The following is a 26,927-nucleotide window of genomic DNA, read 5'->3' on the forward strand; positions in this document are numbered from 1 at the left end:
CCTCACTTGCCGGGCTTGTATGTGACCCAGGCATCCGGGGACTCGTAAACCTGAACCGTGACTATGGGGAGCTTCCTCTTGCGGAGCTCCTCATATATTTTAGCCGCGATGTTCTCCGCCGACGGGTTGACGCTGTCAAACGGAGCGACATCATTCAGCGAAACGTGGTCGAAATCGGCTAGTACTTCTCGAAGGTGTTTCTTCACGACGGCGAAGTCGCACGCCAGCCCGATGTCGTCCAGCTTATCGTAGCGAAGATTTATAACGACCTCGTAGCGATGGCCGTGGAGATTCTCGCACTTGCCGCGGTAGCCCCTGAGCGCATGCGCCGCATTGAAATGTTCGCGCACCGATACCTCATACATTATGCCTAACCTCCGGGAACAGCTTCGATCTTTTTATTACCTCTACCACTCCATCCCTGCCCTCGACCCTCGCCGCCAGATCGCCGACCCGCTCGCCCGTAGCCGGGTGAACGACATCCGGAGCGATCTCCGCGAACGGAATCAGCACAAACGCTCTCTCTCTCATTCGCGGGTGAGGAATCGTTAGCTCCGGCGACTCCATAATTGTATCGCCATATAATATTATGTCAATATCTATAACGCGGGGAGCGTTTTTTAGGCTGAGGTCGCGACCCATTTCGGCTTCGATGCCTTTGATTAACGATAGCAATTGCACAGGGCTCATGTAGGTATCGATTCTTATTACCATGTTGAGAAATCGCGGCTGCTCACCTACGCCAACGGGCTCGGTCTCATAGACCGATGAGACCTTTCCACCATCTTGCGTAAGCAACGCGATTGCTTTTATCAAGTTCGCCCGCCGATTCCCTAGGTTCGAGCCAAGAGATAGGTACACCCTCACGGGTTTCAAGGACAACTTTATCCCCCTCACTATCCCCCTCACTACGGCATCAGTCATCCTGGCTACCCGTTTCATCTGCAACACATCGTGAACGCGGATGATATCAGCCCCGTTGGCGATACCCAGGGCTACCGTTGCCGCCGTGCCCTCCAGACGCTCATCTACAGGCAGATCGAGCACCTGCCCTATCATCGATTTTCGTGAAGTGCCCAGCAGTATCGGCCTGCCCAGCGACTTCAATTCATTCGATCGACGCAAGACTTCGAGGTTTCCCTCCAGCGTCTTGCCAAAGCCAATCCCCGGATCGATTATGATGTTCTCCCAGGCCACTCCGGCATCTAAAGCTTTATTCATGCCGATCACCAGCGACTCAACGACCGCCGCCATTATATCCTTATATTGCGTATCCCGCTGATTGGCGGTGATAACGATGGGAACGCCGTATTTGGCAGCCACACCGGCCAATTCCGGGTCTTGCCTCAAGCCCCACACGTCATTTATCATATTAGCGCCGGCCTCAAGCGCGCGCCGAGCCACTTCCGATTTATATGTATCGATAGAGATAGGCGTATCGATTTCTTTGGAAAGCTTCTTAATAATAGGTAACACACGGTTGAGTTCTTCCTCTGCCGTAATCGGTTTTGAGTCAGGCCGTGTCGATTCTCCGCCAACGTCTATTATGTCTGCGCCCTCTTCAACGAGGCGTCTTGCCCGCGCCACGGCAGCCTCCACATCGTTGCCTACCCCGTCGCCTGAGAAGGAATCATCGGTGATATTAAGTATGCCCATTACATATGTTCTCCGACCCCAGCAAAACTCCCTGCCTCCAAGAAACATATGTTCGCACAGGTATTCATTCATAGTTACAGATTCTAACATAAGGAAAACACGATTAAAACACTTGACAAGCCGATTATATTCTTTTATTATAAATTATGTAATATTAGATTATAGATTAAGGGGAGCGTTATGGAGCTTTTAAGAACTATCCTATCCGTACCCGGCAACAGAGAGAAAATGCTTGAGAAGTCGAAGGAGTTACGTGCCGATATAGTAGTGCTAGACCTGGAAGACTCCGTTCCGCAAGAAGAAAAGGCCCGCGCCCGATCTATAGTTGAGAAGTGGATTCCAAAACTCACGGGCAACAGCAGCAGAATCTACGTCCGGATAAATCCGCTTGACAGCGGATTCGCCAAAGAAGACCTTGAGGCAGTCATAATACAAGGTATTGACGGCATCAGCCAACCAAAGCCTTCAACGGCACAAGATATACATAAGATAGCCGAGATTCTCACACGCCTCGAGAAAAAAAGAGGACTGCCGGAAGGCCGCGTCAAGATACTGCCTTGGATCGAAACGGCGCTGGGGTTAATCAACGCTTACGAGATTGCCAGCTCTTCGCCGAGGGTAAACGGCGTGATATTCGGCGCCAACGACCTCGTGCTTGAGACTGGCATGACCCGCTCGGAAGAGGGAAACGAGCTGCTCTATCCAAGGACTAAAGTAGTGATAGCCGCCAGGGCCGCCGGCGTCTCCGCTATCGACACGCCGTATAACAACTTCAAGGATGAGCCCGGCTTGATAAAAGAGACCACGCTTGCGCGCAATCTGGGATTCAGGGGCAAGTTCATTATACATCCGAGCCAGGTGGATATTGTGAACAGGATATTCCGCCCCACGGAGGAGGAAGTGGCGTACGCCAGGCAGGTCGTCACCGCCTTCGAGGATGCGAGGCAAAAAGGGTTCGCCTCCGCATCGCTTGACGGCAAGATGATCGATATTCCTATCGCGCAGAGAGCCCTTGTGATTCTTCTAACACATGAGGCGATTTCCGCCAAGGAGCGTGGCTAGCACATCCTTCGGTTTTCGTAACTAAACAAATCTTTCGTAAGGCCGTCTCGAAACAGGCGGCCTTCTTTTTGTGCACCAAGCAAAGCGTCCGAATCTAAAACAGGCCTGCAAGAATATCCATCTCCGTTCTTCATTATCTAAAATACCGCAAAATAGTACTTTGTGAATTATTGCACAATCCTTGCATTACTAAATTAGGAAGGATATAATGGATTCGTCCGTTTTAATATAACTGCCTCCCGGAGGTAAAATGGCAATAGAAGATAAAATCAACGATCTAGGCAAACGCAGACAGGCATCTAAGAAGGGCGGCGGCGAAGACAAGATCAAATCCCAGCATGAAAAGGGTAAAATGACCGCCCGCGAAAGAATAGCGGCATTTTTAGATGAAGGCAGCTTTGTAGAACTGGACTCCTACGTACTCCACAGGTGCACCGATTTCGGACTGGCCGACAAGAAACACCCCGGCGACGCGATAGTAACAGGATACGGCACGGTAAACGGACGGCTTGTATACCTGTTCGCGCAGGACTTCACCGTATACGGCGGCTCGCTCTCCGAGGTCATGTCCGAGAAGACGTGCAAGGTCATGGACCTGGCTGTGAAGAACGGAGCCCCGTTCATCGGACTCGCCGACTCGGGCGGAGCCCGCATCCAGGAAGGCGTGGAAAGCCTCGCCGGCTACGGCGAGATCTTCCTGCGAAACACCCTGGCGTCCGGTGTCATCCCTCAGATTTCAGTCATCATGGGTCCGAGCGCGGGTGGCGCGGTCTATTCACCGGCCCTCACCGATTTCATCTTTATGGTTCAGGGGACAAGCCAGATGTACATCACCGGACCCGACGTTATCAAGGCCGTCACCGGCGAGGAAGTGACCCATGAAGCGCTCGGCGGAGCCATGGCCCAGGCCACTCACAGCGGCGTGTGCCACTTCGTAGCTCAGGACGACAAGGACTGTCTGGAGATGGTACGCAGGCTGCTGAGCTACCTGCCGCAAAACAACATGGAGGACACTCCCTTCTCCGAGACAAAGGATCCCCCCGACAGGATGGATCAGGGACTGCTGAAAGCGGTTCCCGACGATCCGAACGCTCCATATGACATGAAGGACGTCATCAAGATGATATTCGATGACGGCGAGTTCTTCGAGGTTCACGAGCACTACGCCAAGAACATGCTCACCGGATTCGCCAGGCTGGGAGGACGCTCGGTGGGCATCGTGGCGCAACAGCCGGCGTTTAACGCGGGCATCATCGATATCACCGCGTCGGTCAAGGCGGCGCGTTTCGTGCGATTCCTCGACTGCTTCAACCTGCCGATAATCACCTTCGTCGACGTTCCCGGATATATGCCCGGCGTGGATCAGGAATACGGCGGAATAATCAAGCACGGAGCCAAGATAATCTACGCGTACTCGGAGGCCACCGTTCCCAAGATTACGATAATTACAAGGAAAGCCTACGGCGGTGCCTACGTCGCGATGAGCAGCAAGCACCTGCGCGGCGACATGAACTTCGCCTGGCCGCAGGCCGAGATCGCCGTAATGGGTCCGGACGGAGCCGTGAACATCATTTACCGGGACGAGATTAAAAAGGCGGAAGATAAGAAGGAAGCCAAGAAGAAACTGGTCAAGGAATATCAGGATAAGTTCGCCAATCCATACTGCGCAGCGGGCCGCGGCTATATCGACGATGTACTGGATCCCAGGGAGACGCGCCCGATGCTTTTCAAGGCTCTCGAGATGCTGCAGAACAAGCGGGACACCAACCCGCCGAAAAAACATGGCAATATCCCGCTTTAAGAGGGGCTATGAAGAATAAAAAGACAACGATAGCGGCGATTCTCGCCGCCGTCGATCAATACGAAGCGGAAACCCAGGCGGCTGTGCTGCAACTTTCCGAAAAGCCGCGTCCCATAATAGTCAGCAACTGGAAATACTATGGCGTGGGTGAGATGATGAGAATGCGCACCACCTGGCAGCTAAGGTTGTGCAACACCCGCCCAATGCAAAGGAGATAATCACACATGGCAAAGAAGAATCCCTTAAAAATAATGGACACCACATTTAGAGATGCGCACCAGTCGTCGTTCGCCACCAGGATGAGAATGGAGGATATGGAGCCCATCGCCGCTGAGATGGATAATATGGGTTTCCACGCGCTGGAGGTATGGGGCGGAGCCACATTCGACGTGATGACCCGCTTCCTCAACGAGGACCCATGGGAGAAAGTTCGCAAGTTCAAGAAGCTTATGCCCAAGACCCCATTCCAGATGCTGCTCCGCGGCCAGAACCTGGTGGGTTACCGCAACTACGCCGATGATGTCGTAGAGGCGTTCGTTAAGCACTCCGCGGAAGTCGGCATCGATATCTTCCGCGTATTCGACGCCTTAAACGACGAGCGCAACGTGGAAGCCTCCTTCAAAGAGATAAAGAAAACGGGCAAGCACATACAGGCCTGTCTCAGTTATACGCTGACCGAGCCCAGGCTCGGCGGCCCTGTTTTCACTATCGAATACTATGTCAATAAAGCGAAGGTTTTCGAAAGCATGGGTGCGGATAGTATCTGTATAAAGGATATGGCCGGACTGCTGTCCCCGTACGATGCCTACGATCTTGTCAAAGCATTAAAACAAGCGGTCAAAATACCGATACAGCTTCACACCCACTACACCAGCGGCATGGCATCCATGACCTATCTCAAGGCCGCCGAGGCCGGAGTGGATATAGTTGACTGCTGTCTGTCTCCTTTCGGCTTGCGCTCATCACAGCCCGCCGTCGAGCCTATTGTTGCCACGCTCAGCGGAACGGACAGAGATACGAATCTCGACTTGAAAACTATGTTAAAACTGGACGAGTACCTGGAAAAAATCGCTCCAAAATATAAACACCTTTTCGACAGCAGCAAGGTATCGGTAATCGATGCGGGCGTGTTGTCGCACCAGATACCGGGAGGCATGTTCACCAACCTGGTGAGCCAGCTTAGAGAGGCCGATGCGCTCGATCGAATCAACGAGGTTTATGCGGAACTGCCCCGCACCCGCAAGGATATGGGCTATCCTCCCCTTGTCACGCCCACAAGCCAGATAGTCGGCGTGCAAGCGGTACAGAACGTACTCTTCGGCCGCTACAAGATGATATCCGGCCAGGTTAAGGATTATTTCTACGGCCTGTACGGCAGGCCGCCAGCCCCCGTCGATCCCGAGGTGCAGAAGCTGGCGCTCAAGGGCTATGAGAAGGGCGAGACGCCGATAACGGTTCGCGCGGCTGATACGCTGGCCCCCGAGATGGAGAAAGCTAAAGAGGCGACGAAGGGAATTGCTAAGGACATCGGGGATGTACTTATATATGCCATGTACCCGCAGACCGGTTTGCGCTTCCTGAAATGGAAGTACGGCCTGGAGCCAATCCCCGATGACGTTAAGCCCAAGACGCTGGAACAGTGCAAGAAAGAGCAAGACCTTATAGCCAAGGCCAAGGCCGGCAAGCTGGTGGAGAAGGTGGAGAAACCGGCGCCGGCAAAGAGCGCTGCGGCTCGGGTATACAACGTCTTCGTAGATAACGAGTACTATCAGGTCGAGGTCGATCCGCAGAACGGCGCACGTACTGTGAGCCAGCCTGCAGTTGCGGCAGCAACGGCGACACCGGCGCCCGCGCCGAAAGCGGCGGCACCGGCACCCGCGCCGAAAGCGGCGATACCTGCCGGAGACGGAGTTATGACATCGCCCATGCCCGGCACGATAATCAAGTATGTCGTTAATGTGGGACAAGAGGTCAAGGCCGGGGAAACCATACTGATACTTGAAGCGATGAAGATGGAAAGCGCCTTGCCTTCGCCCATCGCCGGCAAGGTCAAAGAGCTAAGCTGCAAGGCCGGGGACCGCGTGACGAAGGGCGCCGTCCTGGCGATAATCGAAAAGTAATGCCATGGGCCGTTAACCAAGGGGAACTGTTTTGCCAGAAATCCTAGTAAAGGATAGCCATAATACAAGTCGAGTGGAAAGAGCGGCTCGATTAGTAAGGACATTAATCTTATAAGCGTCGAGATGGCCGGTAGTGACTACTGGCCATCTTTTTTTAAATAGCGACTATGCAACAAATATATTGATTGAAGGAGTAGGTCTATGAGAAAGAAAGTGACAGTCATCGGGGCCGGCAATGTCGGCGCCACCTGCGCGCAGCGCATAGCGGAGAAGGGATACGCCGACGTGGTTATGCTGGACATCGTCGAGGGGCTTCCGCAGGGAAAGGGTTTGGATATCCTGCAATGCGGGCCGATCATCCCTTTCAATACCAATATGACCGGCACAAACGACTACGCGGACACGGCCAACTCCGATGTCGTCGTCATCACCTCCGGGATAGCGCGAAAGCCGGGGATGAGCCGCGACGACCTTATTATGACCAACATGAAGATTATCACAGAGGTCACCGAGAATATCGCCAAACATTCGCCTAATTGCATCATCGTATGCGTGACCAACCCGCTGGACGCCATGACGCAGCTGGCCTGGCATGTGAGCAAATTCCCCAGGAACCGCGTGCTGGGACAGTCCGGCGTGCTCGATTCCTCCAGGTTCCAGACCTTCATCGCCCAGGAGCTCAAGGTCTCCGTGGAGGACGTCTCGGTTTGCGTGCTCGGCGGTCACGGCGACACGATGGTGCCCGTCCCCAGGCTGAGCACCGTGGGCGGGATACCCCTCCCTGAGCTCATCGCCAAGGACAAGCTGGACGCCATGGTCAAGCGCACCGTCAACGGCGGCGCCGAGATCGTGAACCTGCTCAAGACTGGCAGCGCCTACTACGCACCGTCCGCGGCCACGGTGAAGATGGTCGATTCCATAATCTTCGACCAGAAGAGGATACTGCCCTGCTCGGTACTGCTCGAGGGCGAGTACGGAATCAATAAGACCTTCGTCGGCGTACCATGCAAGGTCGGAGAGAAAGGCGCCGAGCAGGTTATCGAACTGAAGCTGACGCCGGAAGAGAGCGCCGCGCTCAAGAAATCCGCTGACGCCGTGCAGGAACTGCTTAAAATAATGAAGTTGGGCTAACCATGAGGGAAATAGCAGCAAAAGATATCACCAAGACGGTCACCCGCCTGTGCAAGGAAGCCAACTACTTCCTGGGCGAGGATGTGCTCTCGGCGCTGAAGAAGGCGCGGGAGAAAGAGGAATCGCCGACGGCAATGGGCGTTCTGGACCAGATAATCGAGAACGCCGACATAGCGGCCAAGGAGGAGATGCCCCTTTGCCAGGACTGCGGGCTGGCCATAGTCTTCGTCGAGCTCGGCCAGGATGCGCACGTCGCGGGCGGCGATCTATACGAAGCGATACACGAGGGCGTGAGGCAGGGCTACGCCGAGGGATATCTGCGCAAGTCGGTAGTGAAACAGCCCTTCTCCGCCAGGGTTAACACCAAAGACAACACGCCCGCGATTATCCATACCGAAATCGTGAAAGGCGACAAGCTGAAGCTTACCGTAGCTCCCAAAGGAGGCGGAAGCGAGAACATGAGCCGTTTCGTCGTGCTGAAGCCGGCCCAGGGACGCGCCGGCGTCGTCGACTTCGTGGTCAAGGCGGTCGAGGAGGCCGGCAGCAACCCGTGCCCGCCGACCATCGTCGGCGTGGGCATCGGCGGCAGCGCCGAGCGGGCCATGCAGCTGGCAAAGAAATCATTGTTAAGAAAAGTAGGAGAACCTTCTCAAGATAAAGAGGTCGCTGAACTGGAGAGCGAGCTGCTGGAGCGGATAAACGCCACGGGCGTGGGGCCCGGCGGCGTCGGGGGCAGGATCACATCGCTGGCGGTGCACGTGGAAACACATCCCGCCCATATCGCCAGCATGCCGGTAGCAGTGAACATCCAGTGCCACAGCGCACGTCATAAGGAGGCAGTGCTTTGAGTCAAGCAACCACAGAGAAAGAACAGGCCGTAAACATGATTGACGTCTACATAATGGGCAAAAAATATAAGGTGCCCGAAGGACTGACCATCCTGACGGCGATGGAGTACTGCGGCTACAGGATGATACGCGGCGTGGGATGCCGGTCCGCGTTCTGCGGCGCGTGCGGCACCGTCTACAATTTCAAGGGAGACCCGGCGCTCCGGTTCGCCCTGGCCTGCCAGAAGCTCATCGAGCCGGATATGTGCCTGACGCAGATACCGTTCTTCCCGGCAAGCAAGCCCAGCTACGATATCAACACGATGGAGCCCACCGTCGACCAGGTGCTCGAAATATATCCCGAACTGATCAAATGTTTCGGCTGCAACACCTGCACCAAGGCTTGTCCCCAGGACCTGGATGTTATCGGCTACATGTCCGCCGCCATCAGGGGCGACCTGAAGGATGTCACCGAAAAATCATTCGACTGCCTGATGTGCGGGCTGTGCGCCGCCAGATGCGCCCAGGGGCTGGTGCCCTACAACATCGCGCTGCTGGCCCGACGCCTGCACGCCAAACACCAGACTAAGATTCCCGAGCAGACTTTAAAGAGGATCGAGGAGATAAACGCCGGCAAGTACGACGCCGAGATACACGAGATGCAGAAGATGAGCGTCGAGCAGCTGACGAAGAAGTACAACGAGCGAAAGATACACGAAGAATAATAACCATCATCGAACTTTAGAAAGGGAGAAGATATGCCCTATCCGTCATATATGCAGGAAAGCGTAAACAAAGTTGCGGCCACGCGGGACAGGCGGTTGCACGAGGAAATTCCGCGTATCCCCGTCGAGAAGAGGCAGCCCGTGCTCAGCGGCTTCCACCCCGATTTTATCAAGTCGGGCATGCGTGAGCTGCTGGTGGGGCCGAATAAAGGAGACCGCACGCCCAATGAGCTGGCCGATCTGCTTGAAGGCAACAGCCGCATCGACCCGGCCAAGGTAAATCTGGAGAAACCTGATTTCGACGTCGACGTACTCGTTCTTGGTGCCGGGGGCGGCGGCGGGGCGGCGGCCCTCATCGCTCAGGAGAACGGGGCCAATGTGCTCATAGCTACCAAGCTGCGCCTTGGCGACGCCAATACCGTGGGCGCGCAGGGCGGCACGCAGGCCGCGGACAGGCCGGAGGATTCTCCTCCCCTGCACTACCTGGACACCATGGGCGGCGCCCGCTTCACCAACAACGTCAAGCTGGTCGAGGCCCTTGTCAAGGACGCGCCGGATGCTATCACCTGGCTGGAAAAGCTGGGCGTCAACTGGGACAAGAACCCGGACGGGTCCTACTATGAGGTGGCGCTGGCTGGAGAGGCCGTGCCGCGCTGCCACTGTGCCAAGGACTACACCGGCCTGGAGTGCATGCGCGTAGTGCGCGACGAGATTCGCTGCCGCAATATCAATCATATAGAGTTCGCCCCGGCCATAGAGCTAATACTGGACGATAAGGGACACGCCGCCGGAGCGGTGCTGGTCAACATGGAGACCAACGAGATAACTATAGTCAAAGCCAAGGCCGTGGTCATGGCCACCGGCGGCATAGGACGCCTGCATGTGCAGGGCTTCCCGACGACGAACCACTACGGCGCCACCGCCGACGGGCTCGTTATGGCCTACCGCGCGGGATGCCCGCTGGTGGATATAGACACTATGCAATACCATCCCACCTGCGCCGCCCATCCCATCGCGATACTGGGACAGCTGGTCACCGAGAAGGTGCGCGGCGTGGGCGCTCAGGTGGTTAACATAGACGGCGAGCAGTTCGCCCACCCGCTGGAGCCCAGGGATATGCTGGCGGCCTGCATCATACGCGAGTGCACCGAGCGCAATAAGGGAATCCCCACACCTACCGGACAGATCGGCGTATGGCTGGACTCGCCGCGCATAGACATGATGCACGGCAAGGGCACGGTGGAGAAGGAACTGCCCGCCATGGTGCGCCAGTTCCAGCGCTTCGGAATCGATATTACAAAAGAGCCGATGTTGATCTATCCCGGCCTGCACTATCAGAACGGGGGCATTAAGATAGAGCCGGACGGCTCTACGCCTATACCGGGACTGTTCGCCGGGGGAGAGTGCGAGGGCGGGGTGCACGGCAAGAACCGCCTCGGCGGCAACTCTACGCTGGACATATGGGTCTTCGGCAGAAGGGCCGGGAGATCCGCCGCCGAATACGTAAAAACGGCGAAAGTAGGGAAATTAACGCTGGATCATGTGAACAAATGGCAGGGCGAGATGAAGAAGGCCGGTCTGGTCGAGTCAAGGCCGATATCGCCCAAGATACTGCCGGACTACGCCAGGCAGCCGTTCGATTATCTGTCAGGCAACGTCTTCGATAAATTAACTCCCGGCTCGATAAAGGTAGCATAACCCGGAGGCCATGATATGCCGTTATATAAACAGCGAGACATAAAGGAAATAGAGGCCGTACTTAATAAAGTGCTTGATATACACTGCTCTCCTGTAGCCCGTTGCCGTCTTTTGTCCACAGGCTTCGGGGCGCATCACTCCCTCAAGCTAAGCGATGACATCGTCGGCAGCGTGGCATGCCTGGGATGCGGCAACTGCATCGATATCTGCCCGGTGCTGGCCCGCGAGCCTAATCGGTTGGAGAAGACGGCACAGAGAAGCTCGATGGCGCTCGAAACCCTCGTTGGCGAGGACTGCGACCGCTGCTTTAACTGCGCGCTGGTGTGCCCGCAGGTGGATACGACGATCAAGCATTACATAGTGAACCGGCACATGGTCGAGGCCATGTCGCGCCTGGAGACAAGGATCGGCGACGAGCAGGAGCCGGACCTGGACCTTTACGTTGAAGAAGCTTTGATCTAGCTGGATATAGGAGTTCTAGGATGGATTTCACCATTCCCGAAGAATTGAAGATGCTGCAGAACTCGGTGAAGCAGTTCGTCAAGGACGAGCTGATGCCGCTGGAGCGTGAGATACTGGGCCGCGAAGGCGACCAGGCCACCGGCAGGGTGGCGCTTTCTCCCGAGGAGGAGGATAAGCTGTTCGCGCTGGTGGATGAGATGGGCATGTGGGGAGTGAGCGTGCCCGAGGAGCTCGGCGGCGCAGGGCTGCCCCTGCTGGGCATATGCCTGGTTGAAGAAGAGCTTGCGCGAACCATCGTGCCCTTCAACCTGGGCGATATATCACCGATCTTGTACGAAGCCAACGACGCCCAGCGCCAGAACTATCTCAAGCCGCTGCTGGCGAAAGAGAAGAAGTCTTGCATCGCCATGCTTGAGGGCAAGGCCGACCCTATTGCGATGGAAACGACGGCCAGGCGCGAGAACGGCTCTTACATCATAAACGGAAGCAAGCTGTGCATGTCGCATATCACGGATCCGGGCGACTTCGCCATGGTCTTTGCCGTGACCGACAAGGAGAAGGGCACCCGCGGCGGAACGACATGCTTCCTGGTCGACCGCGACACCCCGGGCTATACCGCATCCGGATGCGGCGAGCGTCAGGGCAGCCGCGCCCAGGTCATCGAGCCCATAGTGCTGACATTCGACAACTGCAAAGTTCCCGCCGAGAATGTCATAGGCAAGGAGGGCGAGGCCTTCCACCTGGGAGCCAAGTGGCTGCCGCCGCGGCGCATAGCCAGAGGCGCCAGGTGCGTGGGCGCGGCGGAGAGGCTGCTGGAGATATGCAAGGAATACGCCCAGAACTGGCAGGCCTTCGGCAAGCTGATCCAGGAGAGGCCCGGCGTGCAGCGCTGCCTGGCGGACACAGCGATCGAGGCGCATGCCGCCAGATTGATGGTGTATTACGCCGCGTGCAAGGCGGACGCCGAAGAGGATGTACATATCGATTCCGCCATGGTCAAGGTCTTCGCCACCGATATGCTGGACCGGACGGCGGACCGGGTCACGCGGCTCTACGGAGGGCCGGGATATACGACAAGCGTTCCCATGACCATGCTGTGCCGTAACGCTATAGCCGCTACCGCGTCGGACGAGGCGCTGGAGTTGCAGCGGACAATCATCGCCAGGAATATCTTGAGATAACGATCGGAGAAACGCGATGCAGAAAAATATCACCTCACCGTTTGACGATAAAACCATTGCCGACCTGAAGGCGGGCGACCAGGTGCTCATCAGCGGCGTCATGTACGTCGGGCGCGATTCGGCGCACAAACGCCTTGTCGAGGCGATGAACAAGGGCGATAAGCTGCCCTTCGACGTTAAAGGACAGGTCATCTACTACATGGGGCCGTCGCCGACCAAGCCGGGCAAGGTTATAGGTTCCTCGGGCCCGACGACGAGCGGACGCATGGACGCATACACGCCGCGCATGCTGGAGGCCGGGCTCAAAGGAATGGTGGGCAAGGGCCTGCGCACTAAGGACGTAAAGGATGCTATCAAGAAATATAAGGCAGTCTACCTCGCCAGCGTAGGCGGAGCTGCTGCCCTTATCGCCAAGCGCATCGTTAAGTCCGAGATCATCGCATACGAGGAACTGGGGCCAGAAGCATTGCTGCGCATCGAGGTCAAGGACTTCCCTGCGATAGTGATAAACGATATGTACGGCGGAGACCTCTACGAAGAGGGTAAGGCCAAGTATCGCAAGCAAATACCAGTATGAACCAAGCCAACTCTTTCAGAAATTTTAAATACAAAGGCCACCCCTCAAACTGCGCTTGCGACAACTGCTCCAGGATGAGACGCAAAGAGTCCGCGGACGCCATGTCGGCATGGATGCGGTTCGAGGAAAAGCGACGGGAAGACAGGGCCAGGCGCAGGGAGACGAGATTCAAACGCAAGACGGAGCGACACGGCAGGAACTCCTGGGACGATTAGCAAAATCGACGGCGGGCCCTCTCACAAAGGGCCCGAATTGTTGTAAACTGATATCGGAGCGATGATGGATTATAAGACCAAGAAGTTCGACCTGGACTGGGGCGATGAGGATGTCGTTCCGGAGATAATATTCCCCGATACCATGTTCATCTTCAAACGCATGGGCGAGGTGATCCTCGAGATGGCATCTCCGATAGACGGCGAAAGGGTGCTCGACGTAGGATGCGGGCGCGCCATCGACGCATTGCAGTTCGCCAAGAACGGCGCGCTGGCCATAGGCCTCGATCCATCCAGCAAGATGATGCTCGGCGCAAAGAGCTTTCTGGACGATAACAGCGACGGGAACGTGGACCTGGTGCGCGCCATCGGCGAGGCCATGCCGTTCAAGAACCGCTCCCTTGATAAGATAATCTGCAAGGGCGCGCTGGACCACTTCGCCGATATGCCTAAGACTATGTCCGACATGGCACAGGCGCTGAAACCGACCGGCTCGGCCATAATCGCCATAGCCAACTTCGACAGCCTGAGTTGCAAGATAGGCCGCAACTGGTTCCCCATCGTCAAGAAAATATACCGCCAGTCGGGCGACCGCCACCCCTGGCAGCCGCCGGAGGACCACAACTACAAGTTCGACTGCCCCATACTGAAATCGACGGTCGCAAACGATTTCAAAGTGCAAAAAATAAAGGGCATGTCCCTGCTCTGGACCGCCCCTTACTGGGGTAAGATTCTCTCGCTCATGCCCAAGTGGGCTTCAAACGGCATCCTCAAGACGCTGGACGGCATCGCGAGCCGCCTGCCGTCACTGTCCGACGTGATTATAATTAAGGTCGCGCCGAAGGGAAGCTAGAGGTAATTTAGTCTATCCTCCCAGCAATAGCTTCTTCATAAGCCTAGTCACACATCATCCACGGCAATAAACCCTGGTAACCAGAGTTATTGGTTTGACAATCAATACCTATGCAATAGGAGTATACACTCCCGTTAGCATCAACTATCCAGATATAGTTATTACTAGCCGAACATCCCGTGATAGCCCCATCCTGTGAATCACAATTATCATCATCAGCACCAGGTCCTTGCCAAGTATCCTCAGGAACAGCCCATAGACTGCCGCAACTAAGGACGGCACTCATATTTATGACGTGGCAGGAACTACAGTTGGCATTTGAATAACTGCCATTCAAGACAGGCATCGAGCCATTATGATAGGCAGAATAATAGATAATATCAGACTCGATAACCCAGACGGCCCCGTTGCAGTTAGGTGAATAAAATGGGCCATACTGCCCGCCTACTCCCATAACAATAATACCAGCTATAACGCAAAGAACTAATACGACAAAAAACCACTGAAAAATGGCTTGCTTATGCCACGTATGTCTGGGTTTTTCTTGCTCTTCACTCATATTTCACCCCATCACGGCCACACGCCCTGGAAGCCGTCATTATTCTACACTTTTCGCCTTTTCATTATCTTTCTTAGATAATTCAAGCTGACGTACCATTTCAAAGTAGTTCTTTCTGTCGAGGATGATAAAGATAAGAGGGATAAGCATATGCAAGACACAACAGATATGATAGATGTAACTAAAGGAATGATAGTAGTAGGAATATCTAGCAGTTGTAGTATAAGCGATCAGTAAAAGTAAGAAAAAGATTATTTCTATAGACAGCATTGCTACAGTGTATACCCACGCATTCTTATTCTTTCCACAAATGAGAATGCCAGCAACTAACACAATTAATACCAGAAGTATCTCTTGGCTAAATAACACAGGGACTAACACTAGGCGAAAGTAAAACGCTAAAAGCAAAACCATGATCGTTCCAACAACAAATATCCACCACAGGGCTATCTTGGTTTTTAGAGGGAGAGTAGCTTTTATCCTGCGCACTTTATATTCTTCTTTCACACCGCACCGCCTTATGGCCATACATCCTGATAGCCGGAGTTATTGGTGGTACATTCCGCTCCGGCACAATACGAAAATACATTTCCGTAAGTGTCGGCAATCCAGATGTAACTGCCTTCATTACTGCATCCCAGGTTGGTGTCCCCTCTGCAGTTGTCGTTGCCGCTGGTGCTCAGGTTGCAACTTTGTGGTACTTCAGCAAGCAGACCTCCGTTGGCAGTTAGTAAAGCGCTGATATTGATTACGGGACAATTTAAGCAGTCGGCATTTATGTAAGTACCGCTCAAAATAGGGAGCGAGCCGTTGCGATCTGATGCGTATTGGGCGACTGCATTTTTTAGTTCATCGCTAACTGTATTGTAGGCCCTACATCCACCACAGCCTTCATCACGTGAGTTAACATACCAAATAAAGGTAAGTCCAACAGCTCCAAGAAGAAAGACACCTATAACTATTGCTACCGGAGCCAGGTAGCGCCGTCTTGTCCATTCTACAGGCTTAGCCCCCCGTGTTTTATCAGCATACTTAAAGTATTGTTTCATATTGCTCAATAACAGAAACAGGGCCAATATGAGCCATAGAGAAAAAACAGTCGCAATCCCTATTCGGTCCCAATCCCACCAACCCCACCAAGAAATCACTGCATAGAATAAAGTCTGGAATACATTAATAGCCAAGGAGACCACACACCCCCACCACATCGAACTTGTTTTACGCAAGACAAACAACAGTGAAAATACCAATATGAGTATGGTAGGAAAGATATCCAAACTCAAGAAAAATACGTGGCCATATAATACGGTTGCCGTGGCATTAGCACCATAAACCAGCATCATCGTCGCAGCAATAATTGTTTTTAGAGGCAGTTCATTATTATTTTGCACTATAGCAGATTTTTGTTCTTCACTCATATCTAATCTCACTCACAGCCCTAAGCCGCGACTGCTATCTAATCCTCACGACAGAATTCCGATGCCTTGCCAACTCCGCCACAACAAGTACAATCGGCACTAGATAAAGAATGAAACCGAAAGAGTATTTAGAAGAAATCGGTTCAAACTCGAAAAAGCCGTTGGCATAAAACAGGGAAAACAATAAAAGCTCAGCCAGCATAATCAGCGCAGATAGAAGCCATGCCCATCTCTTTTTCAACGCCATCAGGAAGGCCGGAAAGATGTACAAAACACCCACCATTACTACCGCGGTCATGCTTGACGTCGGGTCGAATCCCACACCTCCGACATCGCCCGTCATCTCGACAGACGCGCCGACCATAGGTGTAGCTATCGCCATACCGATTATTCCTGCAATAACCAGCCACCACATATTAAACACGGTTAATGGCTGATACACATACATATCGCGCCCCCTTGATCTTTGCTCCAGAGTGACCTTGAGCAATACTAACACCCCCAGAAACACGCCCAGAGGGCCGCACAGCATTCCTAAAAAAATTATAGGCCAGCAAAACACCGAGAAAAACATTCCGAGGGGTATCAAGCATACCAATGCCGATATCATACCGGCATAATATGATCGACGAGCCAGTTTTGCCTTGCTGTCAGATAAATCGCTTCTATTTAACTTCCGAAGAGGAGAGCCGATACCGTTGCCCGTATCCCTACGCCCCGTAGTAACCGCCAACAATGCCACTGCACAAATAATGGCCGATACTAAACCGCCTAAGAATACGATAACATAGAATTGCATCGGTATTATACAGATCAATGGAATAGTTAAAAGATTCAGACAATACAGCCCAACTCCCGTCAGTATAATGACAGCAGCCAGCCATCGGGTTACGGGCCGCGATACCCCATCGAATAAACCGATCTTGGAATTCATCTCGACAACGCTCATCCGGATTCAAAAATACATAGTTTGTATGCCATTCATTCTACACTAATCGAGACTCATAAACTAGAATGACATGATTCTTCAGGGTATAGCTTAATAGCCCAAGCTAGCAATAAATATAGACTCCGTTGATATGCTGAACCGGTGAAATGTAAAAGGGGCACGTCATAACGTGCCCCCATGCTTTACGCCGCCTTAATAATCACAAGGAATAACGGCTCTACGGCCACACGCCCTGGAAGCCGTCCTCACCGTTGGCATCGCAATCCTCGCCGACGCAAACGGAATAGATGCCGTAATCATCAACCGCCCACACATAGTGACTCTCTGCCGAACAGCCCGTGCAACCCGAATCGCAATTGTCGTTATCCGGGCCGTCGATGGCGGCAACGCCTTCCGGCACCTCGTTGAACCCGCCCTCCGCGGTGACCCGCAGGGCGCAGATATCCAGTATCTGGACATCATAGCCGCTTATATTCACTGTGCCGTTAATCGTAGGGATCATGCCATCGTGATCGTAATAATACGCGTAAACCGCATAGTCCAGCTCATCATATATGGAATTGTACGCTTCCTCCTCAGGGCTCGGAATTTCGGATGTGCTGGTGATGGTCACATACCGGCTGTCCTGTTTAACCTGAGTGTTTTCCGGCAATGTCGGGCTTATACGGGTTACGTAGTCCTGGGCCGCGTCTGAATCTTCGAACTTGAATATCGTAACGTTGGAGATATTACCGCCGCTTACGTACTCCACAACCCCCGCCGCCAGGAAATCGTAGGTCTCCGACAGGGATTCGCCCCCTGCCACTACAAAGATGTAGCCGTCGGGCAGGCGGCCGAATACATCCTGCACATCTTTGTTGCCATAAAGCGAAGCAGCTTCTCCCTTCGACACATCGATACAAAGTTGCACGTCATCGCGGCTTCCAATGAAGACCTCGCCGTCTATAATAGCGGTGCTGTATGAATACATGTCGGTCCATATGGTTATACCCTCGTACTGTAGCGACTCGATGCTTGTCTCCTCGATGGCCGGTACCATCCGGGAAGTGTTGAAGTTGCCGGAATACACCCTGATTCTGTACTCGCTGCCCGCTATGCCGAAACCCGTTACATTGCTGATGTTTTCGCCGTAGATCTCCTGCCCGACGAACTGCTCCTGGAACCATTCCCATGTCGAAGACATGGCTTCGTCGGATTGAAGCGCGCGGACATCGATGAAAGTGAACTCGCCCAGTTCCTCCGGCACCATATTCGCTAATCGGACGAACTCTGTATCACCGGAACCGGATGGCAGAACGACGGCGATGATAACCAGCACTACGCCCAGGATAATAGCCAGAAAAGGAATCTTATTCATCATCCACATGTCTCCAATCTCTTACTCATCGACAAAATTATCATTAAACCGGTAAACGCAATGTAAAGCTACCTTCGCCTTCTGAACATGTGCCTTCCAAGATAGATTGGATGAGGCCAAATAAAGTAGTGAAACAACAATACGGCTATAGTCTTGACCCCGTAATAAATCGCGCCGAACAGTTTAATGATGACTTCGACTATCTTAAAGAAACGGATAACAATCCAGCGCAACGCCCTCGCGGGAGCGGAATAATCGGACTCCCCGCAGCCATGTTCCGATACTATCGTCTCATTGTCCGGTTTACCTTTTGATTCCAATATCGACATCATTTCCAGTTAACCGATTCGAATGTTCCCTATGCTAGAAAACAAAAAGCCTCAAACGTCTGAGGCCTATGATATCATCTGACCAATTATTCGTCTATCGCTTACGCGCCGCTATGACGCTTTCATAGACCTCTACGCACCGTCTGGCGCAGGCCTCCCATGTGAAGCGCTCCTCAATGCGCTTCCTGCCGCCGACCGCCAGCTTCCGGCGCAGGTCGGCGTCGGCCAGCAGTCGCTTGATGGCATCGGCCAGGGCGTCCGGGTCCTCGGGCGGGACCAGCACGCCGCAGCTGCCGTCCCGGCCCACGACCTCGGGCAGTGCGCCAGCGTTTGTGGTAATAACGGGAATGCTGCAGGACATGGCCTCGGCCGCGGGAAGCCCGAAGCCTTCGTAAACGGACGCGGTGATAGCGATATCGGATAACGAGTAATGCTCTACCAGTTCATCGTTAGTCACCCTGCCGGTGAACGTCACCATATCCTCGATATCGAATTTCTTAATCAGATCGGGAGCGTAGGTCTCGTTGAGTTCAACCTCATCGACAACGGTCAGCTTGACCTTGACGCCAAGGCCCTTTAGTATGTGCAGCGCTTTTAGCAGGAAAAGGATGCCTTTTTTGCGATCGCTGGTGCGTCCCACAACGATGAGACGCCCGTGACCGTTCCTGTCCTTTGCGTGATGGCCGTTGCCGTTGCGGAATATCTGTGTATCCACGCCGCAGTACGCGATATGCAGCTTATCGTCGGCTATACGGAACTCGCGGCGGATCTCTTCGGAGGAACTCTCGGAATCTGTGATGACCGCATCCAGTCGCCGCGATACGAAGCCCTGCATGAACGGCGGGTACAAGATTAGCTGGCGGAACCTCTGCCAGGCGCTGGTGGTCTGGGCCAGTTCGGCGCGGGTGTCTATGGGCAGGGGGTGGTGTATGGTGGCAACGACCGGTATGCCCAGCGTTTTCATCCACAGCAGCCCGTAAGCAAGGCACTGGTTATCATGGATTACATCGTAGCGATGCCCGCTCAGTGCCAGCTCGCGGATCTTCATATAGGCCTTGAGGCTGAATGTAAATATCTCCGGGAACATGCCCAGCTTCGTACCGCCGAACTCGAACAGGTTGAACGGGGTCATCAGATCGAACGGACGGTTGTACTCAAACAATGACCGGCCGTCGTGGCGGCGGTCGTAGAGGTTCAGGCTGTCCAGCTTGTGCACACGAACGCCCTCGGGGACATCGGGATACGGCGGCCCGACGATGAGATCAACCTCGTGCCCCAGCTGCTGAAGCGCTCGGGCCAGGTAATAAAGATAAATGCCCTGCCCGCCGCAGTATTTGTTACCTCGATAGCAAAGAAGGCATATCTTCAAATTCGGCTCACTCCTTGGGTTTTACGGTATAAACGACTATGCTCTTGGGATGTATGAAATTAAAAATGCGCTCCATGCCCGCGGCGAATTTGGACCTGGTGATGATCTGCCGGTCGAGAAGGTGCTTGCGGTACATGGCCGGTATTCTGGCCTTCTCGTTCATCAGACCGAAACAGCACCTCATAATCCAGTACGTTGAATGGAAGGCATGCTCGAAACGTATCCCGTAGACCCTGAGGTTGTGGCGGCGTAGTATCGCAACGAGCTTCTTCGTAGTGAATATCCTCACGTGGCAGCCGGGACGGTTGTAATAATCCTCATCGATCATCCAGCATATCTTCTCCGGTACATAGGTCGGGACGGTGACAGCCATCAGGCCGCCCGGCTTCAGCACGCGCACCATCTCGGCGATGCCCTGGTCGGGGTCCGGCACGTGTTCCATGACCTCGGAACAGATGATCTTATCGAAGCTGGCGTCGCGGAAGGGCAAACGCAGCGAGTCGCCCATGAGCACCAGCCAGTTCTTAGTTCCATCGTTCTGCGACTCCATGTAGTTCAGTACATAGTGGGCCTTCCTCAAACTGAGGTTATCGAGATCCAGGGAGCACACCAGCCCGCCGTCGCCGCCGTGGTTCAAACGAGACGAGGCCTCGAAGCTGTGGCGGCCCTCGCCGCAGCCGACGTCGAGGAACTTGTCGCCCTCTTTTATCTTGAATATCTCGTAGTTAACGGTGAGCAATTACATGACCTCCCGGTACACATCGAGCGTCTTCCTGGCGGCTTCCTCCCAGCTGAACATCCGGAGCACCCGGTCGCGCCCCACCACACCCATGCGCCGGCGCAGGTCGTCGTCGCTCAACAGCCGCCTCACCGCTTCGGCTATAGCCGTATGATCGCCCGGAGGCACGAGTATGCCGCTCGCCTCATCCACGACCTCCGCCAGCGCCCCGGCCGTAGTGGAGACGACGGGCACTCCGCAGGACATGGCCTCGGCCGCCGGCAAACCGAACCCTTCGTACAGCGAGGGGATGACCGCGACCTCGGCCCGGTTGTACTGTTTTACCAGATCCTCGGTGCTCAGCCTGCCGGTGAACTCCACGCTGCCGTTAAGGCCGCAGCGCTCGGCCAGCGCCGGCGTATACTCGTTATCCGGCCGCCCGCGGTCGACGATGGTCAGTTTGACATCCATCTCCTTGCGCAGGTCGCGCACGGCGCGCAGGAGGTAGAGCACGCCCTTCTTGCGATCCGACGTATTGGCCACGACGATGATGCGCCCCTTCTCCTTCTGGACACCCTCCAGCGGACGGAAAGCATCCGTATCGATGCCGTTATAGACCACGCGCATCTTTTTATGCGGAACCTTGAACGAATTGTTTATCTCCCTGGCCGCATTATCGGACACCGTTATGACGCGGTCCATAGCCGCCGCCGAGAGGTGCTGCATGAAGAAGGGATAGAAAAGTATCCTGCGCAAACGGCCCTGTATGCTGTGGATATAAGGCAGGTCGGTCTTCTTATCGATGGGCAGCGGGTGATGGATGGTAGCCACAACGGGAACGCCGAGCGACTTCATAAGTATATTACCGTAGCCTAAAGTCTGGTTGTCGTGTATTATGTCAAATTTATTCTCGCTCATTATCCGGCGCAGCTTGTCATACGAACGGAAGCTGAAGGTGAACATCTCGGGGAACTTGCCTACACGCGTCACGGCGACATCATAGAGATTGAGAGGGGTGAAAATTTTGAAAGGGTCGTGCTTGGGGAAACCGAACTCGAAGAGGTTTAGATTTTCGACGCGGTGCTCGACCACGCCCTCCGCGAGCTGCGGATACGGCGGCCCGACGATAGCATGAACCTCGTGCCCCAGCCGGTGCAGCTCCCGCGACAGGTAGTAAAGGTAAACCCCCTGCCCGCCGCAGAACATGTTGCCCCGGTTGCAGAGGAGGCAGATCTTCAACTCTCGCACCCTCCGCGATACAGCAGCAGCGTCAGCAAGCCTATAATGCTCTTGCCGTCGCATAACTCTCCGGATTTTATCATCTGAGGTATATCCTTCAGCGGCACTGTAACGACCTCGATTTCCTCATCCTCATCGTTGCGGCTGAGCCCGGGCTTGAGCCCGGTGGCCAGATACAGATAGAGGAACTCCGTGGAATAGCCCGGCGCCGCATAGGCACCGCCTATCTGCTCGATCGTTTCAGCGGTGAACCCGGTCTCCTCTTCAAGCTCCCTCAGTGCGCTCTGTACCGGATCCTCCCCGTCCTCCATGCCACCCGCCGGTATCTCCAGCAGCGTTTTGGCTACAGCGTGGCGGTACTGGCGCACCAGAATCACATTCTCATCTTCATCAATGGCCACGATGCCGACGCTGTTGGGATATCCAGCTATCTCGCGCGTTGTCTCCCTGCCGCTGGGCAGAACTACCCTGTCGACGCGCAGGTTGATGCGGCGTCCCTCGAATATTTTTTCCGTTGCCAGCGTCTGCTCCTCCATGACCCTACACATCCAAATTGCATATCAGCGCGATTTCATCGCAATCGGGGAATTTGGGACAGCGCATGCACTCGCCCCAGACCTTCTGCGGAAGCTCCGCCTTGTCGACGACGTGGAAGCCGCACTTCTCAAAGAAGCCCGGCTGATATGTCAGGCAGAAGACCTTGCCCAGGCCCAGCGACCCGGCCTCATCCATGCACGCCTTGACCAGTTTTGAGCCAAGGCCTTTGGACTGCGCGTCGCTGGCCACCGCGGTAGCCCTTATCTCTCCCAGGTCATCCCAGAAGATATGCAGCGATGCGCAGGCGACAACCTTATCGTCCTGCCTTATGACGAAGAAATCGCGGATATTTTCATATAGCTCGCTCAGGGCGCGCGGCAGCATCTCCCCCTTGGACGCGTGGGAGTTCACCAGCTTGTGAATCTGCTTTACGTCGCTGATACGGGCCTTCTCTATTTTCATGATTTCGGCACCAGCCTCTCCACCAGTGTGCTGTAAAAGAAATTACGCGATTGCAGCCTGAGCAAACGCGTAACATACGGACTGAGAGATACCTTGACGGTCTTCTCGCCCTCCAAAGCCATATCGACCTGGCCGTCAACACTGAGCACCGCCTGATGCTCGGTTCGCACATTAAGCTCGATGACGGACTGCGGGGAAAGAACAAGCGCGTTATCGAATGTCGGATGCGGACATATCGGGTTAAGCACTATCTCCCGGGCCTGCGGATACAGTATCGGGCCGTGCAGAGCCAGGGAGTACCCGGTGCTTCCCGTAGCCGTGGACACGATCACCCCGTCGGATTTGTATGTCGTAAACTTATTCTGATCGATCATTACCGTCACACTAATAACCCTCGGCCTTGAACCACGCCCCACCACGACATCGTTCAGCCCGTGCAAGACCGCATTCCCGTCAACCTCGACCTGAATCATGGCACGCTCGTCGATCCAGCCCTCCCCCTTGAGCAGCGCGGGAAGGCGATCGCGAGCCTCGGCCATCTTCAACTCGGTAAGGAACCCCAGCTTACCCAGGTTTACGCCGACTATAGGCACAGAGTACGGTGCCGCCATCCGCGCCGTCCTGAGCACGGTGCCGTCCCCGCCCACACACAGGACCATCTCCGACTTCTCTATATGCGAACAAATCTCAGATTCGTCCTGCGAGGAACACTGCCAGCACGATAATTTCAGCGTTTCTAAGAACTTTGCGGTTTCCTCGGAGAAGTCCCGGGCAGCCTGTATTCTGGGGTTATATAATATGCCTATGCGCTTCAATGAACGCTCTTTCAATTATTATTTCAAAACTTATGTCGCAAGGGGAAGTCTATCATCGCCGCTACTTACTGTCAAGTTTAAACGGAGATTTATGTAGAGTAAGCAATCGTAGTCTGCGCCCGCCGCTTCCTTGTCATTGCGAGCCCTTCCATGCAGTCTTCACAAAGGAAGGACAAAGCAATCTCGTCAACCCCCTGTATCCCCCACTCTTGGGGGAAATTTAAAAAAGTTAGGGGACACCCCTATAACCCCGACAGGAGAGACTTCTCTCTCCTGTACCTCTCTCAAACTACCCCCGCCAGCTTCATGAGGCGCTGCGTGTCCTCATGAAGCTCCCCCCACATCCCCCTCATCTCGCTTCGCGTTACCCAGCGACCTTCCCCCACATCGCTGGCTGGCGCGAACTCGCCTCCGGCGACCCTCGCTATGAAATCGATATATACTACATGCAATGCGACTTTTGCCCCCTCGCGCACGATGCGCTCAAAGGCCGGAATCTGAATGCCGAGCTCGACATCGAGGCCGGTCTCCTCCTTGACCTCGCGCCTGGCCCCCTCCTCCAGCGTCTCCCCCAACTCCAGCCTTCCCCCCGGGCAGATCCACTTCCCCTGCCAGTAGCCCTTGCGCTCCGTCCTGTGTTTGACGAGCAGTATCCGACCGTCTTTGTCCTCGATCACCGCTCCGACCGCCAGTATTATCTCGCTCAATTCCACTCCCGACCCGTTTTATTTATATCTGCCATGCGCACGTTTCCACCCTTCGGCGACAGCGAGAAACTTATCGTAGCCGTTCGCCCTGATATACTCCAGCGCTTCTTTGTATTTGCGATATTTGTAGCCGTTCTTGGCAAAGAAACCCTGCAGCGTTTCGCAAGAGTCATACTCGGAGCAATCGGCACAGGAGTAATAGCCCTTCCCCATGCAACAGACCTTGATCTTACACTTTGCCTTGGAGATATCACGACCGCCGCTGCCGTATCCCAGTTTGCAGCCAAGGCATGTCCGTTCGTTGGGATACTTGTCTCTTTGCCACTGCATGCACGTTTTGCAGTAAGCGCCGCAGCTCCCGATCTCTTCAATACTCATCGTAATGTCCCGATATATTATAACCTTTGTCAGTCATGCGATGGAACTTCAACCTCCTGCTATCCCAATCCCCCTTAGGCCCCCTTTTGTAAAGGATGAGGATGTCGTCAGGCTCCCTCTCTTTCAGAAAGAGAGGGGCTCCGGGGTGAGTTCGTTAAAGTTCCCCCTCTTTTTAGAAGAGGGGGTAAGGGGGTGTTTCCCAAAATTTTTCTTCCCTCTCCCTCCGCAGGGAGAGGGTCAGGGTGAGGACAAACAAAAACGGGGGACATCGCTGTCCCCCGTTAAACTTTATCGATCGATGTTATAGCTAGAAGTAGCCCTGAGCCTTGAGCAGCTCGGCCATAAGTATGGCGCCGCCGGCGGCTCCCCGCACCGTGTTGTGGGACAGCCCCACAAAGCGGATATCGAAGACGTTGCACGGCCGCACGCGCCCCACGCTCACACCCATACCCCGGCAGGCATCGCGGTCCCACCTGGTCTGCGGCCGGTCCTGCTCCTCGCGGACGATTATCGCCGGTACCGGAGCGAAGGGCAGCTTCAGCTTCTGCGGCTCGCTGGTGTAGTCTTTCCAGATACCGACTACATCCTTGACCGAGGGTGCCTTGCCCGCGAACTTGATGCTGACGCAGGCCATATGCCCGTCGATGACAGGCACACGGTTGCAGTGCGCCGATATCTTCATCGAGTCCGACGATACGATCTTGCCGTCCGCGACCTTGCCGAATATCTTGAGCGGCTCCTTTTCTGACTTCTCCTCCTCGCCGCCGATGTACGGTATCACGTTGTCTATGATCTTAAGCGAAGCGACGCCCGGGAACCCGGCGCCCGAGACCGCCTGCATCGTGCTGATTATGGCCTCGGCGATGGGGTAGCCCGCCTGCTGCAGGGCGTGGAGCGGGGTTACATAGCTCTGCACGCTGCAGTTGGGCTTTACGGCGATCAAACCCTTGCTCCAACCCCTCTGCTTGCGCTGGGCTTCGATGACCTTGGCATGCTCCCAGTTGACCTCGGGTATGATCATGGGCACATCCGGGGTGAACCTGTGCGCCGAGTTGTTCGATACTACGGGGAAATCGGCCTTGGCGTACTCCTCCTCGAGCCTGCGTATAGTATCCTTATCGGCCTCGATGGCGGAGAAGACCATCTCGCACTTGCCCCTGGCAGAATCGATAATGTTGGCGTCACCGACGATTAATTTCTTCACCGCCTCCGGCATGGGCTCTTCGAGGACCCACCGGCCCTCCACCGCTTCAGCGTACGTCTTTCCCGCCGACCTGGGGGAAGCCGCAACATACGCGACCTCGAACCAGGGATGATTTTCCAGCAGTCTCAGGTAGTTCTGTCCCACCATCCCGGTGGCTCCCAGAACCCCTACTTTAATCCGTTCCATTTCCTTTCACCACTTTCCTTTAAATGAAAACCGGAGGGCGCTCGCAGCGGGGCGTCTCATTTTTTAGCCCCGCCCTGTCGACCTCCATGCGAGCATGATTATATCATATAAATCAATAGTCGGAAAGTGTTTTCCTACGGCAGATGTGGGAGTTGTCGCCGGCCGATAGCAGTCCGAACCCCCTAAATCCCCCACACGTTGGCCATCGGGTAGGGGCGACCCTTGTGGTCGCCCACAGCGGGCAGGCACAAGACCTGCCCCTACATATGAGGGACACCCCTATCCTTCCATACATCTTAATATCATGGAAGGACCGTCCCCGATTCATCGAGGTACCACTTCTCGATCTGTCATTCTGAGTGCAGCGAAGAATCTCGTTAACTATAGCTACCCCC

30 protein-coding genes are annotated in these 26,927 nt (G+C 54.7%); 13 read left to right on the forward strand and 17 right to left on the reverse strand.

The genetic code is table 11. From position 1 onward, the window contains the following. Positions 1 to 2: 2 nt before the first annotated feature. Together queD and folP are read right to left on the reverse strand one after the other, a co-directional pair. On the reverse strand, positions 3 to 365 hold the full coding sequence (gene queD / locus WC562_02455) for a 6-carboxytetrahydropterin synthase QueD (protein ID MFA5055019.1): 363 nt from the start codon (positions 363 to 365) through the stop codon (positions 3 to 5). Further along, positions 358 to 1,656: a dihydropteroate synthase gene (folP, locus tag WC562_02460; GenBank protein ID MFA5055020.1), complete on the reverse strand. Its 1,299-nt coding sequence runs from the start codon at positions 1,654 to 1,656 to the stop codon at positions 358 to 360. Before folP ends, queD begins: the two co-directional genes overlap by 8 nt. A 180-nt stretch (positions 1,657 to 1,836) precedes the next feature. Between folP and WC562_02465 the strand changes: the two genes are divergently transcribed. The 13 genes from WC562_02465 (at position 1,837) to WC562_02525 (ending at position 14,305) form a co-directional block, all read left to right on the forward strand. Beyond that, on the forward strand, positions 1,837 to 2,718 hold the full coding sequence (locus tag WC562_02465) for a CoA ester lyase (protein MFA5055021.1): 882 nt from the start codon (positions 1,837 to 1,839) through the stop codon (positions 2,716 to 2,718). 250 nt (positions 2,719 to 2,968) lie between these two features. After that, positions 2,969 to 4,519 (forward strand): acyl-CoA carboxylase subunit beta, encoded by a 1,551-nt coding sequence (locus WC562_02470; protein ID MFA5055022.1) that lies wholly within the window; start codon positions 2,969 to 2,971, stop codon positions 4,517 to 4,519. Positions 4,520 to 4,527: 8 nt separating this feature from the next. Then, positions 4,528 to 4,737, forward strand: coding sequence for a hypothetical protein (locus WC562_02475; protein ID MFA5055023.1), 210 nt, complete (start codon positions 4,528 to 4,530; stop codon positions 4,735 to 4,737). Positions 4,738 to 4,743: 6 nt separating this feature from the next. Continuing rightward, complete coding sequence (locus WC562_02480) at positions 4,744 to 6,639, forward strand: pyruvate carboxylase subunit B (protein ID MFA5055024.1); 1,896 nt, start codon at positions 4,744 to 4,746, stop codon at positions 6,637 to 6,639. Positions 6,640 to 6,840: 201 nt separating this feature from the next. Then, positions 6,841 to 7,770: a malate dehydrogenase gene (gene mdh, locus WC562_02485; GenBank protein ID MFA5055025.1), complete on the forward strand. Its 930-nt coding sequence runs from the start codon at positions 6,841 to 6,843 to the stop codon at positions 7,768 to 7,770. A gap of 2 nt (positions 7,771 to 7,772) precedes the next feature. Further along, positions 7,773 to 8,618, forward strand: coding sequence for a fumarate hydratase (locus WC562_02490; GenBank protein ID MFA5055026.1), 846 nt, complete (start codon positions 7,773 to 7,775; stop codon positions 8,616 to 8,618). Continuing rightward, entirely contained in the window at positions 8,615 to 9,322 is a 708-nt protein-coding gene (locus WC562_02495) for a 4Fe-4S dicluster domain-containing protein (protein ID MFA5055027.1), read from the forward strand. Before WC562_02490 ends, WC562_02495 begins: the two co-directional genes overlap by 4 nt. 33 nt (positions 9,323 to 9,355) lie before the next feature. Next, complete coding sequence (locus WC562_02500) at positions 9,356 to 11,020, forward strand: FAD-binding protein (GenBank protein MFA5055028.1); 1,665 nt, start codon at positions 9,356 to 9,358, stop codon at positions 11,018 to 11,020. A 15-nt stretch (positions 11,021 to 11,035) separates the two neighbouring features. Further along, a complete protein-coding gene (locus tag WC562_02505; GenBank protein ID MFA5055029.1) occupies positions 11,036 to 11,482 on the forward strand; it encodes a 4Fe-4S dicluster domain-containing protein in 447 nt (148 codons plus the stop codon). Positions 11,483 to 11,502: 20 nt separating this feature from the next. After that, on the forward strand, positions 11,503 to 12,663 hold the full coding sequence (locus WC562_02510) for an acyl-CoA dehydrogenase family protein (protein ID MFA5055030.1): 1,161 nt from the start codon (positions 11,503 to 11,505) through the stop codon (positions 12,661 to 12,663). A gap of 16 nt (positions 12,664 to 12,679) precedes the next feature. Then, positions 12,680 to 13,240: a Fe-S-containing hydro-lyase gene (locus WC562_02515; protein MFA5055031.1), complete on the forward strand. Its 561-nt coding sequence runs from the start codon at positions 12,680 to 12,682 to the stop codon at positions 13,238 to 13,240. Beyond that, the gene (locus WC562_02520; protein ID MFA5055032.1) at positions 13,237 to 13,455 is read left to right on the forward strand and encodes a hypothetical protein; all 219 of its coding nucleotides are present in this window, start codon (positions 13,237 to 13,239) and stop codon (positions 13,453 to 13,455) included. The genes WC562_02515 and WC562_02520 overlap by 4 nt, the downstream gene beginning before the upstream one ends. A 64-nt stretch (positions 13,456 to 13,519) precedes the next feature. Then, positions 13,520 to 14,305, forward strand: coding sequence for a methyltransferase domain-containing protein (locus WC562_02525; protein MFA5055033.1), 786 nt, complete (start codon positions 13,520 to 13,522; stop codon positions 14,303 to 14,305). A 43-nt stretch (positions 14,306 to 14,348) separates the two neighbouring features. Here WC562_02525 and WC562_02530 read toward each other — a convergent pair whose 3' ends face one another. The 15 genes from WC562_02530 to asd form a co-directional block, all read right to left on the reverse strand. After that, the gene (locus tag WC562_02530; GenBank protein MFA5055034.1) at positions 14,349 to 14,864 is read right to left on the reverse strand and encodes a hypothetical protein; all 516 of its coding nucleotides are present in this window, start codon (positions 14,862 to 14,864) and stop codon (positions 14,349 to 14,351) included. Between the two features lie 39 nt (positions 14,865 to 14,903). Next, positions 14,904 to 15,371 (reverse strand): hypothetical protein, encoded by a 468-nt coding sequence (locus WC562_02535; GenBank protein ID MFA5055035.1) that lies wholly within the window; start codon positions 15,369 to 15,371, stop codon positions 14,904 to 14,906. A gap of 11 nt (positions 15,372 to 15,382) precedes the next feature. After that, entirely contained in the window at positions 15,383 to 16,282 is a 900-nt protein-coding gene (locus WC562_02540; protein ID MFA5055036.1) for a hypothetical protein, read from the reverse strand. Positions 16,283 to 16,316: 34 nt separating this feature from the next. Further along, on the reverse strand, positions 16,317 to 17,216 hold the full coding sequence (locus tag WC562_02545) for a hypothetical protein (protein ID MFA5055037.1): 900 nt from the start codon (positions 17,214 to 17,216) through the stop codon (positions 16,317 to 16,319). Between the two features lie 232 nt (positions 17,217 to 17,448). Then, positions 17,449 to 18,591 carry a hypothetical protein gene (locus tag WC562_02550; GenBank protein ID MFA5055038.1) on the reverse strand — a complete coding sequence of 381 codons (1,143 nt, stop codon included), beginning with the start codon at positions 18,589 to 18,591 and terminating at the stop codon, positions 17,449 to 17,451. A 65-nt stretch (positions 18,592 to 18,656) separates the two neighbouring features. After that, positions 18,657 to 18,908: a hypothetical protein gene (locus WC562_02555; GenBank protein MFA5055039.1), complete on the reverse strand. Its 252-nt coding sequence runs from the start codon at positions 18,906 to 18,908 to the stop codon at positions 18,657 to 18,659. Between the two features lie 103 nt (positions 18,909 to 19,011). Continuing rightward, complete coding sequence (locus WC562_02560; GenBank protein MFA5055040.1) at positions 19,012 to 20,286, reverse strand: glycosyltransferase family 4 protein; 1,275 nt, start codon at positions 20,284 to 20,286, stop codon at positions 19,012 to 19,014. 7 nt (positions 20,287 to 20,293) lie between these two features. Next, positions 20,294 to 21,025 (reverse strand): class I SAM-dependent methyltransferase, encoded by a 732-nt coding sequence (locus WC562_02565; GenBank protein MFA5055041.1) that lies wholly within the window; start codon positions 21,023 to 21,025, stop codon positions 20,294 to 20,296. After that, positions 21,026 to 22,243 carry a glycosyltransferase family 4 protein gene (locus WC562_02570; GenBank protein ID MFA5055042.1) on the reverse strand — a complete coding sequence of 406 codons (1,218 nt, stop codon included), beginning with the start codon at positions 22,241 to 22,243 and terminating at the stop codon, positions 21,026 to 21,028. Beyond that, complete coding sequence (locus tag WC562_02575; protein ID MFA5055043.1) at positions 22,240 to 22,779, reverse strand: NUDIX hydrolase; 540 nt, start codon at positions 22,777 to 22,779, stop codon at positions 22,240 to 22,242. Before WC562_02575 ends, WC562_02570 begins: the two co-directional genes overlap by 4 nt. A gap of 4 nt (positions 22,780 to 22,783) precedes the next feature. Beyond that, positions 22,784 to 23,242: an N-acetyltransferase gene (locus tag WC562_02580; protein ID MFA5055044.1), complete on the reverse strand. Its 459-nt coding sequence runs from the start codon at positions 23,240 to 23,242 to the stop codon at positions 22,784 to 22,786. Beyond that, positions 23,239 to 24,057 carry an NAD(+)/NADH kinase gene (locus tag WC562_02585; GenBank protein MFA5055045.1) on the reverse strand — a complete coding sequence of 273 codons (819 nt, stop codon included), beginning with the start codon at positions 24,055 to 24,057 and terminating at the stop codon, positions 23,239 to 23,241. Before WC562_02585 ends, WC562_02580 begins: the two co-directional genes overlap by 4 nt. A gap of 284 nt (positions 24,058 to 24,341) precedes the next feature. Then, on the reverse strand, positions 24,342 to 24,764 hold the full coding sequence (locus WC562_02590; GenBank protein MFA5055046.1) for an NUDIX domain-containing protein: 423 nt from the start codon (positions 24,762 to 24,764) through the stop codon (positions 24,342 to 24,344). Positions 24,765 to 24,782: 18 nt separating this feature from the next. Next, positions 24,783 to 25,142: a DUF3795 domain-containing protein gene (locus tag WC562_02595; GenBank protein MFA5055047.1), complete on the reverse strand. Its 360-nt coding sequence runs from the start codon at positions 25,140 to 25,142 to the stop codon at positions 24,783 to 24,785. A gap of 307 nt (positions 25,143 to 25,449) precedes the next feature. Further along, positions 25,450 to 26,532 (reverse strand): aspartate-semialdehyde dehydrogenase, encoded by a 1,083-nt coding sequence (gene asd / locus WC562_02600; protein ID MFA5055048.1) that lies wholly within the window; start codon positions 26,530 to 26,532, stop codon positions 25,450 to 25,452. Positions 26,533 to 26,927: the final 395 nt, after the last annotated feature.

This window comes from Dehalococcoidia bacterium (genome assembly GCA_041649635.1).
GTDB lineage: Bacteria > Chloroflexota > Dehalococcoidia > E44-bin15 > E44-bin15 > JAYEHL01.

Bases quoted from the DNA above. Each gene is read 5' to 3' on its own strand.
- queD (MFA5055019.1), bottom strand. From the start codon at position 365: ATGTATGAGGTATCGGTGCGCGAACATTTCAATGCGGCGCATGCGCTC.
- folP (MFA5055020.1), bottom strand. From the start codon at position 1,656: ATGGGCATACTTAATATCACCGATGATTCCTTCTCAGGCGACGGGGTA.
- WC562_02465 (MFA5055021.1), top strand. From the start codon at position 1,837: ATGGAGCTTTTAAGAACTATCCTATCCGTACCCGGCAACAGAGAGAAA.
- WC562_02470 (MFA5055022.1), top strand. From the start codon at position 2,969: ATGGCAATAGAAGATAAAATCAACGATCTAGGCAAACGCAGACAGGCA.
- WC562_02475 (MFA5055023.1), top strand. From the start codon at position 4,528: ATGAAGAATAAAAAGACAACGATAGCGGCGATTCTCGCCGCCGTCGAT.
- WC562_02480 (MFA5055024.1), top strand. From the start codon at position 4,744: ATGGCAAAGAAGAATCCCTTAAAAATAATGGACACCACATTTAGAGAT.
- mdh (MFA5055025.1), top strand. From the start codon at position 6,841: ATGAGAAAGAAAGTGACAGTCATCGGGGCCGGCAATGTCGGCGCCACC.
- WC562_02490 (MFA5055026.1), top strand. From the start codon at position 7,773: ATGAGGGAAATAGCAGCAAAAGATATCACCAAGACGGTCACCCGCCTG.
- WC562_02500 (MFA5055028.1), top strand. From the start codon at position 9,356: ATGCCCTATCCGTCATATATGCAGGAAAGCGTAAACAAAGTTGCGGCC.
- WC562_02505 (MFA5055029.1), top strand. From the start codon at position 11,036: ATGCCGTTATATAAACAGCGAGACATAAAGGAAATAGAGGCCGTACTT.
- WC562_02510 (MFA5055030.1), top strand. From the start codon at position 11,503: ATGGATTTCACCATTCCCGAAGAATTGAAGATGCTGCAGAACTCGGTG.
- WC562_02515 (MFA5055031.1), top strand. From the start codon at position 12,680: ATGCAGAAAAATATCACCTCACCGTTTGACGATAAAACCATTGCCGAC.
- WC562_02520 (MFA5055032.1), top strand. From the start codon at position 13,237: ATGAACCAAGCCAACTCTTTCAGAAATTTTAAATACAAAGGCCACCCC.
- WC562_02525 (MFA5055033.1), top strand. From the start codon at position 13,520: ATGGATTATAAGACCAAGAAGTTCGACCTGGACTGGGGCGATGAGGAT.
- WC562_02530 (MFA5055034.1), bottom strand. From the start codon at position 14,864: ATGAGTGAAGAGCAAGAAAAACCCAGACATACGTGGCATAAGCAAGCC.
- WC562_02540 (MFA5055036.1), bottom strand. From the start codon at position 16,282: ATGAGTGAAGAACAAAAATCTGCTATAGTGCAAAATAATAATGAACTG.
- WC562_02545 (MFA5055037.1), bottom strand. From the start codon at position 17,216: ATGAATTCCAAGATCGGTTTATTCGATGGGGTATCGCGGCCCGTAACC.
- WC562_02550 (MFA5055038.1), bottom strand. From the start codon at position 18,591: ATGATGAATAAGATTCCTTTTCTGGCTATTATCCTGGGCGTAGTGCTG.
- WC562_02575 (MFA5055043.1), bottom strand. From the start codon at position 22,779: ATGGAGGAGCAGACGCTGGCAACGGAAAAAATATTCGAGGGACGCCGC.
- WC562_02580 (MFA5055044.1), bottom strand. From the start codon at position 23,242: ATGAAAATAGAGAAGGCCCGTATCAGCGACGTAAAGCAGATTCACAAG.
- WC562_02595 (MFA5055047.1), bottom strand. From the start codon at position 25,142: ATGAGTATTGAAGAGATCGGGAGCTGCGGCGCTTACTGCAAAACGTGC.
- asd (MFA5055048.1), bottom strand. From the start codon at position 26,532: ATGGAACGGATTAAAGTAGGGGTTCTGGGAGCCACCGGGATGGTGGGA.